Raw genomic sequence first — 12,879 nt, forward strand, 5'->3', positions numbered from 1 at the left:
AATTCTTTTATCAGTAAATATTGACCATTAATTTGTTGAGAAGGGAGTCTGGAACCCTTCGAGATATAGACACTAATGGCAACTTCGGCTTAACATTTGTACCTGTGAGATAATTAGTAAAAACACACTCAAAATAAAGAAAGCAAGCAATAAAAACTATATTAAAAGAACTCATATAATTATGGAGTGGAGTATTAAAGAAGCGATCATTGAACAATTAAGAGCAAGATTATAGTTACCCCATCAAAACGGACTGCAATCTAAATTAATAATTAAGTAAATTGCAGTGTTATGAAAAGTAAAAGAAAATTCACCTCAGAATTTAAAGCCAAAGTAGCTTTAGAAGCCATCAAGGATTTACAGACTACTACAGAATTAGCCCAAAAGTATGATCTTCATCCTACTCAGATCAGTACATGGAAAAAGGAATTTCTAGATGGTGCATCCAGTGTTTTTGAAAAGTCTAGAGAGAAAAAGAAGCTTCAAAAAGTGAGTGAAGGGAAAGAAGATGAGCTTTATGCAAAAATTGGTAAACTTCAAGTTGAATTGGATTTTTTAAAGAAAGCCTTGTCGTAAATAAGTCGTTATCAGAACGGAGAAAAATTGTCGACAAGGCTCATCCAGAGCTAAGCATCACACGTCAATGTCAGCTATTAGGTTTACAAAAATCTAGTTATTATTATAAACCAAAAGGAGAGTCCGCACAAAACCTTGAGTTAATGAAGATCATAGATCAGCAGTATACAAAGCATCCTCACATGGGGGTTCCGAGTATGACTACTTGGTTGCGTCTGGATCAGGGAATGTTAGTCAACCATAAACGTATCGCCCGATTATACCGTATGATGGACCTGCAGGCACTTATTCCTGGTCCTCATACTTCAAAAGGGATAAAAGAGCACAAAAAGTATCCCTATCTCCTTCGTAATATGGTCATTAATAAAGTAAATCAAGTATGGGCAACCGATATCACCTACATTCCAATGGAAAAGGGTTTTATGTATTTAATGGCTGTAATTGATATACACAGCCGTTACATTGTAGGCTGGTCTCTTTCCAATACAATGGAAGCGGAATGGTGCAAAGAGACGATACAGGAATGTATAGAAGAGCATGGAGCACCGGAAATTGTCAATACAGATCAAGGGGCTCAATTTACAAGTGATGTATTTACAGAGTACTTGATTAGTCAAAGTGTAACCATCAGTATGGATGGTAAAGGAAGAGCAACTGATAATATATTTATAGAGCGTTTTTGGCGAAGTTTGAAATATGAGAAAATATATAAACATTCTTATAGTAATGGCCATCAGTTAGCTTTAGGGGTAATAGAATATATGTCTTACTATAATCACGAAAGACGACATAGTTCAATTGATAATCAAAAACCTTTCTATATCTTTGAGAAGGGTCGCCGAGACACAAGCTCAAAACCAAAAGAAAAACCACATTCTATGAGTTGTAAAGGCCAAGATGAATGGTCTGCCGCAGGCGCAACACAGACCAGCCTTGACAAATCATAAAATGGGTTTTAATAAAAGGTTTGAAGCTGAATCTCTCAAAAAAAGATAATTATCTTTTCCACTTAGACAGTCCGAACTACTGGGGTAACTATAGATTATCTCATTATGGATTTAAGGAGAAAAAAAATAAAAAAAAATCTGAAATACTGTTCTCATTTAAATTTAGTACCAAAATAATATATACTTTTCAGCTACAGTTTAATAGATATTTTAACAGGTGTACTGGCCATTTAAAGTGTGAATATAAAGATATAACAAGTTTATTAAAAAAGTTAGATAACAGTATACCTTATAAAACCTATGTAATAGATGCTGATTTAGGGGCTTATATAGAAGATGAAAAAAATGAAGGCACTTACCTTTTTTCAGATACAGTTATGTTGAAATTTGATAATACTGATGAATCTTCTGTAGAGTTATTGGTTGAAAATATTTATAATAGATATTTTTTGGAAGGTGTTGTCAAAGTAATTGAGTCTACAAATTCAATTGTAAAAATTAATGATTTACTTAATAATAATCCATCTATTGTATTAGATGATTCAAGTGTTTATTTTTCTAATATCCAACACAAATTTTGTATAGCATTAATTTCATCATGGTTGTGCGATGATCGTAACAAGTTTAAGAATTTAGAGATATATTTTAACTTTATAAAAAATGAAACAAATATCGAAAGTAATTTCTCTAAGCTCTATTTTAAACTATATGATTATTTTAAAAATGAAGGTTTATATCCTACAACATTTTGAGTTTTCCATTTTCTGAACTAACAGTACAAAAATTTTCAAGATAAAATTACAAATTCCATAAATCCTTTCATCAGTAATAATTGACCATTAATTTGTGGGGTAGGGAGTCTATAGACTCCTTCAAAATATAGACACAAGTGACGCCTTTGGCTTAACACTTGCGCCAGTGGGGGAGAAATTCCTATTGAAAAATTAAAAACAGTTATTTTAGAATAAATATGATGATAGAACAAGTTAATGTTGACTTTGAAGAAATTGATCTTTCTAATTCCTTATGTGGTGATTTAATTTTTGATAAAAATGATATTATTATCCCTGTATATGCATCTTTATTAGATAAGAAGTTTATCCCTTCTAATTTACAAGGTGGATATTTAGATTTTTCTTTTTTTAAATTCTCAAATTACTCGTCTATTCATATTACTGACTATTCTATTAAAAACCCAAAAGAGGTATCGATTATTAATGATAAAATAGATACGATTTCTATTACTCAAGATATATTTTTATTTGGAAGCGATAATGTCATAACAAGTAATTATTTTGAGTTTAAATTATGGGGAGAGAAATTTTCTTTATTGTTAAATGACAATTTTAACTTTACAAAAGAGCCCGTATATCCAGAAATACGAGGAGTTAGTAAAAAATAGTTTCCTCACTGTTCGTTGTGTTAAGCTGACAGGCATCACCACAAACTTTCTCACAGTTTAAGTTCTCAGCTTAAAACAACAAAACAAGCCAATCTACCCTCACGTAGATTGGCTTGTTTGTATATCAGAATATGGTTTGAAATAAGCCATTATATAGACTAAAATAAATCTATTTTGTAGTAGTTATCCATTAATACTTCTACCAATGGGACATCACCCACATGAATCATGTTATTTTCCTTGTCTTTCTAATTTTTAAAGAAAATACCTCCATTTCATTGATGTGATTTTATCACATCATACCATCTTATCATTGTAGTAAAATGTGACAATTAACACTTTCAAAGTGCAGATAAACAGTGTTTTATGTTTTTTTTAGAATGATGATGTCTTTTTGATGATATATAAAATTACATTTTTACACTTAATCCCCTCCATATTTGTAATCACAAAACGATCGTTAAACTGAATTTTATTTTTCGCTAAGCAAATCGTCTGAATTAGTGAAAACAACTTACTCACTTATCTGTATGAGATTTATTAATAAGACAATATTATTACTTTTTGGCTGTTCCATTTTTTTATCGTGTGAACAGAAGAAAAAAGACTTCGATTGGGAAAGTTATAGTCAAGATCCTGTGATTGAAGGGAAGGTGGACTCGGTGTTATCTTTGATGACTTTGGAGGAGAAGATAGGACAAATGACGCAGTTCTCTGGACATGGTACATTGACGGGACCGCAGATCAATGACGACTTTAAAGAGTACTTGGAAAAGGGACAAGTAGGAAGCATGTTCAATGTTTTTGGAGCGGAAGGATTACGCAAACTGCAGGAGCAGGCAATGAAGCATTCTCGTCTTCAAATTCCGATTTTATTTGCGGCGGATGTGGTGCATGGTTATAAGACAACGTTTCCAATGCCATTGGCAGAGTCATGTAGCTGGGATTTGGAATTGATGGAGAGAAGTGCTAGAATTGCCGCTATTGAGGCAACTTCGGCAGGGATCAGCTGGACGTTTGCACCTATGATTGATATTGCTAGAGACCCACGTTGGGGGAGAGTGATGGAAGGTGCCGGTGAAGATGTTTTCTTAGGAAAAGAAATCGCAAAGGCGAGAGTCAATGGTTTTCAAGGCATCAAAAGTTATAAGGATTTTGGTGATATTCATACTATGTTGGCTTGTGCGAAGCATTTTGTAGGGTATGGTGCGGCAGAAGCAGGGAGAGATTATAATACGGTAGATGTTTCGGATAGGGTATTGAGAGAAACGTATTTGCCTCCTTTCAAAACTTCAGTTGACAATAAGGTAGCCACATTTATGACTTCGTTTAATACCATCAGCGGTGTACCTGCCACTGGCAACAAATACTTGTTCAAAGATATTTTGAGAGATGAATGGGGTTTTAAAGGTACGGTGGTAACGGACTATACGGCCATCAACGAAATGATTCCTCACGGGTATGCTGAAGATCTTAAGCAAGCGGCAGAGAAAGCCTTGAATGCAGGGATTGATATGGACATGAATGGTGCGGCTTATATTCAAAACCTTAAAAAATTGGTGGATGAGGGTGCTGTAACGGAAGGTCAAATTGATGTTGCTGTTGCAAGAATTCTGGAATTGAAATTCTTATTAGGATTATTTGAAGATCCTTACAGATATATGGACACCAAGCGTGAAGCTGAAAATACCATGACTGATGAGTTTTTAACAGAAGCTTTAAAAGGTGCGGAACGTTCTATTGTATTATTGAAAAATGAGAAGGAGGTATTACCGTTAGCTGAAAATACAAATAAGCGTATTGGTTTGATTGGTCCGATGATCAAAGAAAGAAAAAGCTTAAATGGTGAATGGGCTATCAAAGGTGATCGCTCCAAGAGCGTAACAGTGTATGAAGGTGTTACAAACCTTTATTCAAAGGCTAAATTCAGCTATGCTAAAGGAGCGGACCTGATGGGAGAAAGTAACGCCAAAGAAATTCAGAAGGCTGTAAGAGTGGCACAAAACAGTGATGTTGTTTTCTTGGCTTTGGGTGAAGATTTCAACTGGTCGGGAGAAGCGGCAAGCAGAACGGATATTCGTATTCCAAAAGCACAGCGCGAACTGATGCACGCGATAAAGAAAACGGGAAAACCTATTGTTTTGATCTTATTGAATGGAAGACCATTGGATTTATCATGGGAAGATCAAAATGTGGACGCCATTGTTGAAGCTTGGTATTTGGGGATTAAAACAGGTGATGCTATTGCGAATGTATTGGCAGGAAAATACAATCCTTCAGCAAAATTGACCATGACATTCCCAAGGAATGTAGGGCAAATTCCAATCTATTATGATGCGTTGAATACAGGTAGACCGTTTGATCAGAACAATCCTCAGGATTATAAATCATTCTATTTAGATGTGGAAAACTCTCCGCTCTATCCATTTGGCTACGGCTTAAGCTATACATCATTTGAGTATGCTGATTTGCAATTGTCATCTGATGAATTAAAAGAGGGAGGAGCAATTAAGGCTTCTATCACAGTGAAAAATACTGGTAAATATGACGGAGAAGAGATCGTACAACTTTACACTCAAGACATCTTCGCATCTGTTGCTCAACCCGTAAAACAGCTGAAAGGCTTTCAAAAAATTAAACTAAAGAAAGGAGAATCGAAAAAAGTAACTTTCGATATCACTCCTGATATGCTATCAATTCTTGATATAAACAACAACATAGTAACTGAAGAAGGGAAGTTCAAAGTTTGGATCGCCCCTAACTCCTCAATTGTTCAGAATGAAGCTATTTTTTCATTCAAAAACTAAAATGAAGTTACTGCAATAACTATTATTATTTTTAATGAAATGACCATGAAAAAGTTATTACTAACACTATTTATTAGTATTTCTTGTATGTCTTTGTACGCCCAAAATGTACTTTCTGGGAAGGTGACAAGTAGTACAGGGGATGGCGTAATCGGAGCTACAATCCAGATTATTGGAACACAAAAAGGGTCAATTACTGACTTCGACGGAAACTTTAAACTCGATGGAATCCAACTTAACGATTCCATCCAAATTTCATCCATCGGCTATGTCACGGAGACAAGAGTAATTTCTAGTTTTTCACCTATTCAAGTGGTCTTGAATGAAGACATGGAACAACTTGAAGAAGTGGTGGTAGTCGGTTACGGTGTCATGAAAAAGAGTGATCTGACAGGTGCCGTATCGAGTGTGAAGAGTGAAGATGTGGAGAAAATTCCAGCTTCAAACCCTTTACAATCTTTACAAGGTAAAGTATCAGGTGTTCAGATTACTTCAGGCAATACGCCAGGTAGTTCACCGAAAGTACAGATCAGGGGTGTCGGCACCACGGGTAATTCAAGCCCGCTGTATGTTGTGGATGGAATGCTTCTGGATGATATCAATTTCTTGAGTTCTAATGATATCGAATCAATGGAAGTCTTGAAAGATGCCTCAGCAACTGCAATTTATGGTTCAAGAGGTGCCAACGGTGTGGTGATCATCTCTACAAAACAAGGTTCGAAAGGAAAAGCAAAAGTGACTCTAGGATCTTATGTAGGTATGCAACAAGTAGCGGCACGTCCTAATATGGTGAATGCACAGCAATATGCCATGCTTCAAAATGAGATCATGCACAACCAAGGTTCTGATTTGGTTTATACAAAAGATCAAATCAACAACATGGGCAACGGTACAAATTGGATTGATGAAGCCACAAGAAACGCACCGATTCAGAATTACCAAGTAGGTGTTTCAGGTGGATCAGACAATGTAATGTACAATATCACAGCAGGTTATTTCAATCAGTTAGGTGTTGTAGAAGGATCAGGTTTCGACCGTTTCAATTTAAGAATTAACAACACGTATAAGTTGTCGAAGAGAGTAAAAGTAGGTCATAATATTGCTTACTCTACTTACAATAGTGTAAGTGAAGGTGTTGATTTAGGAGATGCTTATAAAGCAGATCCAACAATGCCAGTATACGATCAGAACGGTTACTTCGGTACTTCTAATAACAATGATATTGGTAACCCTATCGCTTCTTCTTATTACAAAAATGATTTCAGTAAAGGCGATCGTTTGGTAGGTAACTTCTTCTTGGATTATGAAATTGCCAAAGGATTGATTTTCAAATCGAACTTAGGTGTTGATAGAGCAACAAATAGAGGAACAAAATATACTCCTGTATTCTTCGTGAATGGAAAACAATTCAATGATGTAAGTAGATTACAGCAAGAAGGAAACCAATATAATGCATTGCTATGGGAAAATACGGTGAGCTATATGAAGCAGATTGGTAAGCATAGCATCAATGCTGTAGCCGGTGTAACCACTCAAAATAATACCATGCAAAAGTTTGAAGGTTCAGAAAATGGTGTGCCTAATAACAGAGATATGTGGTACTTGGGTACTGGATTGGTAGACAGTAGAAATATTACACAAGAAGGAGCTGCCAACTCTTACTTATCATTCCTCGGTAGAGTGAATTACACTTACGATAATAAGTACCTTGCAACAGCCTCATTTAGAGCGGACGGTTCATCTCGTTTCGGTAAAAACAACAAGTTTGGTGTCTTCCCTTCATTGGCTTTAGGTTGGAGAATTTCAGAAGAAAACTTCTTGAAATCTAGTGAATTGATCAACAATATGAAGCTAAGAGCAAGTTGGGGTAGAATTGGTAACGACAAAATTGGAGACTATAGCCAGTACTCATTGGTTGATAATGACTTAAACCCAGTATTTGGTCCTGATCAAGGATTCCAGCCAGGTGGAACTGTAATTAATATGGCCAACTCTAACCTTCGTTGGGAAACTGTAGAGCAGTTCGATATTGGTATAGAAGTAGGTTTCTGGGATGATAAATTAACGATCGATGCAGATTACTACCACAAAATGACCAAAGACATGTTGGTGTATATCACACCTCCAGGCTTAGTTGGATCAAAAGGTGCTGTGCCTTCTAATATTGGTGAGATCTTGAACAAAGGTATTGATTTGAGTATCCAATGGAATCACAAAATTGGAGAAGTACAGTACAACATTGGAGCAAATATCTCAACCATTCACAACGAAGTAATCGCTTTAGACCCTAACAACCCTTATATTTTTGGAAGCAGCTTAGGTAACGGTCAACAAGCATCTTTAACTACGCCAGGTCAAGCAATTGGAGCGTTCTACGGTTATAAAACGAATGGTGTATTCCAAAATCAAGAGCAGATTGATAATATGCCATCATTGCCAGGGGCACAGCCAGGCGATATCATCTATATGGATATCAACGGGGACGGTGTGATTGATGAGAACGACAAAACGTTTATCGGAAGCCCTATTCCAAACTTTATTTATGGTATCAACTTAGGTATTTCTTACAAAAACTTTGACTTGTCAGCCTTATTCCAAGGGCAATCTGGCAACCAAATCTACAATGCAAAGAAAGCAGTACGTTGGGGTACGACGAACTTCGAAGAGTCTTTCTTAGGAAGATGGACAGGAGAGGGCACAAGCAACAGCGAACCTAGAGTAACCAATGGAGGTGTAAACTATGAAGTATCAGACCGCTTTATTGAAGACGGGTCTTACCTCAAACTAGCAAACATCACATTAGGATATACTTTGCCAGAGCATGTAACCAACAAAATTTTCATTGAGAAATGTAGAATTTTTGCAGCCGCATCCAACATTTACTTATACCAACCTTATCAGTCATACAGTTCAGAAATCGTGACAAGATCACCACTTGACGCAGGAATTGATTTCAATACTTATCCATTGACTGCCACTTACACATTAGGTATTAACGTGAACTTCTAATTGTACTGAAATGAAAAAATTATTCTTATATACCGTTACACTTTTACTTTTAGGTTCTTGTTCAAACCTACTAGAAAAAACACCTCAGGGACAGGAAACATCTGCGGATTATTTCAAAACTCAAGATGGAGCCTTAAAAGCCACAAATGCAATTTACGAAAGCTTGAGAGGTTGGAACACTACCGCTTGGGGTCCAATCGGGTTAGCAGACATTGCTTCTGATGATGCCGACAAAGGATCAACATCAACGGACAGTTATGATATGATTGAATTGAATAATGCTTCTTATTTACCCAACAATGGCACCATCCAAGGGTATTACAATGAGCATTACCAAGCAATCAACCGTGCCAATCAAGTGATTGTCAATGTACCTGAGGGTGAGTTTGATGAAAAACTAAAGGCAAGATATATTGCTGAAGCGAAGTGTTTGAGAGCATTCTTCTACTTCAACCTAGTAAGAGCGTATGGTGGTATGCCTATCGTGGACCGATTATTAAATCCAGAAGAGTACAAAGTAGCACGTTCGACAAGAGAGGAAACGTACGCTTTTATCATCAAGGATTTGGAAGAAGCAGTAGAAATTCTGCCCACAAAATCACAATATGATTTAGCTGAATTAGGCCGAGTGACCAAAGGAACAGCACAAGCATTATTAGCAAAAGTATACCTTTTCCAAGCATCATTTACAGGTTCAAATGAAGATTACCAAAAGTCATTGAACGCGGCGGAAGCTTTGATTCAGTCAGGAGAGTACAACTTGTACCCGAATTTTGCGGAGATCTTCAGATTGGAAGGAGAAAACTGTTCAGAGTCTATTTTTGAAGTACAAACACATGACTTCCAACAAGGAGGCGGTAGCAGTCAATTTACAGAAATTCAAGGTATCCGTTCAAATGTGTTGAATAAAGGATGGGGTTTCAATATTCCATCAAAATCACTTAGAGATGCTTTTGAAGCTAACGATCCACGTTATGATGCAACGATCATCACAGCAGGTCAGACATTGTATGACGGTGAAGTAGTACCAAGACCAGAAGACGGTATTTTCGGTGATAATTCAGATCCTGTAAGTGAATTCTATAGCTATAAAGTGTATGCTCCATCACATAATGGCGGAAATAATAATAGCCCAATGAACATCAGATTGTTGAGATATTCAGATATTGTTTTAGTGGCAGCAGAAGCTTCTACTGCTTTAGGCAACTCATCAAAAGCATTGGGTTACTTGAACAGCGTAAGAGCGAGAGCACGTGCAGGCCAAAACGTTTTACCGGACGTAACAGTGTCTGATCCAGCACAATTAAGAGAAGCGATTTGGAATGAAAGACGTGTAGAATTGGCCATGGAACAGCACAGATATTTTGACTTGATGAGAATGGATAATGTGGCTCCGGGATACGCCAAAAGCAAATTAGTTGAAAATGGCGATAACGTTTTTGATGCTGCTAAAAATAAAGTCTACCCAATTCCACAAGCTGAGATTAATGCTGTAGGAAGCGACATTTTAAAGCAAAATCCAAATTACTAATAAACACATGTAAAATGGCGTGCACCACTTCTGTAGCAAGTATCGGTTAATACTTGAAACATCGGTGCACGCTCCAAAAAAGAAATATCATGAAAAAGCAACTCTTATTTTTATTCATTATAGCCTTCGCCGCAGGTTGTGGTTTAAATCCAGATGATGTAAAAACAATTGCTTCACCGCCTACAGATGATGCAAGAGACACGATCAACGTAGAACCAGAACCTATTGAAGGCATTCAATTAGTTTCCCCTTCCAATACACAAACTCATATTACTTATGACAAAGAAGTACAACTAACTTGGACTGCCGAAAAATTAGGCCTTACTTATGAAGTGTTTTTATGGAAATCTTCAGAAGAAATGCCAGAGGCACCGTTAGTAAGCGACCTTCAAGATGATTTCTTTGTGATCACAGACCTGGAAGAAAATACAGAATACAGCTGGTTGGTGAAAGGAAATGATGTAGCCAATAATCTTATTTCTGACCCGTCCGTATTTACTACTTCTAATGTTTCATTAAAAACTGTTTTTGAGAGAAAGGTAATTGGCTTATCCTTCAATAATACCGTTGAAGATGATGACAATTTATATGAAGTGGAAAATCACAATGCAAGATTTACAACGGATAGATTTGGTAATACAAACAGTGCTTTCAACAGTTCTGATGCAACAGAAGCAGGCACAGCTGCCATTGTAACATATGACGAGAATCTTAAACCGGGTAAAATGACTGTTTCGATTTGGGTAAGACCTACTGACCTATCCAATGCCGGGTGGATCTATTCAATGCAACGTTGGGAAGGATTCAGTATGAAAAGAGAAGGTGACGGCCGAATCAAAAACATGTATTTCCACGAAACTTCGAATTGGGGTGCTGTTGATTTCTTTACAGATGAAATTGAATTTGAAAAATGGACCAACATCACCATTACAGCAGATGGCTTAGTGAGAAAAGTCTATTATAATGGTGAAAAAGTAGATGAGATCGAAGCGTTAGGTCCTGTTCACTTTAATGCAGGAATTGGCTCAAACCTGATCATTGGTGCTCAAGTAGAGAACAATAATACCAATTTACAGGAGTCGTTTAATGGAGGAATTGATGACTTCAGAATCTTCCAGGAAGCAATGACTGATGAAGAAGTAAAAACATTCTATAATTACGAATCAAACTATAACGCTAATTTATAATGCAATACATAAATATTAAAGCCCTTTTGACCTTATTATTACTCTCAATGATGAGTTGCTCAGAGGCCATCAATGTATCTCCAGAATTACCGATCTATGATGATGAAGAGGAGAAAGTACCCTTAACGGATGAAGAGTTAATGGATAAAGTACAGGAAACGACCTTCAAATATTTCTGGGATTATGGACACCCTGTATCTGCTTTGTCAAGAGAGAGAAGTAATGGAGATGATGAAATCGTGACAACTGGAGGAACAGGTTTCGGAATCATGGCCATCATTGTAGGCGTAGAAAGAGGTTATATCACAAAAGCAGAAGCTGCTCAACGCTTAGTGAAGATGTATGAGTTTTTGGAAAAAGCAGATCGATTCCACGGCGCATTTCCTCACTGGTATTATGGTTCAACAGGTAAAGTAAGGCCTTTCTCTCAAAAAGATGATGGAGGAGATTTGGTGGAAACTGCTTTCTTGATTGAGGGGATAATCACTTCAAGAAACTACTTTGATGGTGATAATGAAACAGAAGAAAAGTTACGTACGCTTGCCACTGCACTTTGGGAAGGCGTAGATTGGGATTGGTACAGAAACGGAACCGATAAATTGTATTGGCACTGGTCTCCACAGTATGATTTCCAAATGAACATGCCGCTTTACGGTTTTGATGAAACACAAATCACACACCTTTTAGCAGTCGCTTCCCCAACGCATCCCGTTCCAGCTTCTACGTATGAAACATGTTTTAAAAATGGAGAGGACAGTTACAAGCACAGCCTCACGGTAGATACAGCAAAACCATTATTCTGGGTACATTATTCATACATCGGCTTGGATCCTCATTTCACAGATGGAACAACAAGCAAAACTTACTTCGACTTATTCAAAGAACGTACCTTAGAAAACCGTCGTTGGTGTATCAAACAGCAAGTGAAGTTCCCTTATTACGGAGAAAACGCTTGGGGCTTAACAGCAAGTGATGATCCATTTGTAGGGTATATGGCACATGAGCCATCACAAAATCTAGACAATGGTACCATCACACCTACTGCCGCTTTATCTTCGATTGTGTATACACCAAAAGAGTCATTGGCCGCTATGCGTTATTTCTATGAAGAACAACCAAAATTGTGGGGTGAGTACGGCTTCAAAGATGCTTACAATCTTTCACAAGGTGACTGGTACGCAGAGTCTTACTTAGCCATTGATCAAGGACCAATCATCACTATGATTGAGAATTACCGCTCAGGTGTACTATGGAAATATTTTATGATGGATAAAGACGTCCAAAAAGGCATTGAAGCCTTGAATTGGTCTTTTTCTTCGGTGAATTAATTAGGAAAAGTGGTTTTGAGGGTGTCTCAATGTAGAGCCACAAGGCATTGTGGCTCTACATTGAGACACCCTTTCAATTTAGCATTGATGTA

At 37.0% G+C, this 12,879-nt stretch carries 9 protein-coding genes; all 9 read left to right on the forward strand.

Features of this window, described 5'->3' with window-relative positions; translation table 11 throughout:
* The first annotated feature begins 291 nt into the window (after positions 1-291).
* Positions 292-576 (forward strand): transposase, encoded by a 285-nt coding sequence (locus AVL50_RS18125; protein WP_062617894.1) that lies wholly within the window; start codon positions 292-294, stop codon positions 574-576.
* Positions 546-1,523: an IS3 family transposase gene (locus tag AVL50_RS18130; protein WP_157491416.1), complete on the forward strand. Its 978-nt coding sequence runs from the start codon at positions 546-548 to the stop codon at positions 1,521-1,523. Before AVL50_RS18125 ends, AVL50_RS18130 begins: the two co-directional genes overlap by 31 nt.
* 20 nt (positions 1,524-1,543) lie before the next feature.
* A complete protein-coding gene (locus tag AVL50_RS18135) occupies positions 1,544-2,275 on the forward strand; it encodes a hypothetical protein (protein WP_062617904.1) in 732 nt (243 codons plus the stop codon).
* Between the two features lie 218 nt (positions 2,276-2,493).
* The gene (locus tag AVL50_RS18140; RefSeq protein WP_062617905.1) at positions 2,494-2,925 is read left to right on the forward strand and encodes a hypothetical protein; all 432 of its coding nucleotides are present in this window, start codon (positions 2,494-2,496) and stop codon (positions 2,923-2,925) included.
* A 530-nt stretch (positions 2,926-3,455) separates the two neighbouring features.
* Positions 3,456-5,732 carry a beta-glucosidase BglX gene (bglX, locus tag AVL50_RS18145; protein ID WP_062617906.1) on the forward strand — a complete coding sequence of 759 codons (2,277 nt, stop codon included), beginning with the start codon at positions 3,456-3,458 and terminating at the stop codon, positions 5,730-5,732.
* A 45-nt stretch (positions 5,733-5,777) separates the two neighbouring features.
* Positions 5,778-8,741, forward strand: coding sequence for a TonB-dependent receptor (locus AVL50_RS18150; RefSeq protein WP_063850789.1), 2,964 nt, complete (start codon positions 5,778-5,780; stop codon positions 8,739-8,741).
* A gap of 10 nt (positions 8,742-8,751) precedes the next feature.
* Positions 8,752-10,272, forward strand: coding sequence for a RagB/SusD family nutrient uptake outer membrane protein (locus AVL50_RS18155; RefSeq protein ID WP_062617908.1), 1,521 nt, complete (start codon positions 8,752-8,754; stop codon positions 10,270-10,272).
* An 89-nt stretch (positions 10,273-10,361) separates the two neighbouring features.
* Entirely contained in the window at positions 10,362-11,459 is a 1,098-nt protein-coding gene (locus tag AVL50_RS18160) for a LamG domain-containing protein (RefSeq protein ID WP_062617909.1), read from the forward strand.
* Positions 11,459-12,787 (forward strand): glucoamylase family protein, encoded by a 1,329-nt coding sequence (locus AVL50_RS18165; RefSeq protein ID WP_082795905.1) that lies wholly within the window; start codon positions 11,459-11,461, stop codon positions 12,785-12,787. Before AVL50_RS18160 ends, AVL50_RS18165 begins: the two co-directional genes overlap by 1 nt.
* Positions 12,788-12,879: the final 92 nt, after the last annotated feature.

The sequence above is a fragment of the Flammeovirga sp. SJP92 genome, from assembly GCF_001583495.1.
Lineage (GTDB): Bacteria > Bacteroidota > Bacteroidia > Cytophagales > Flammeovirgaceae > Flammeovirga.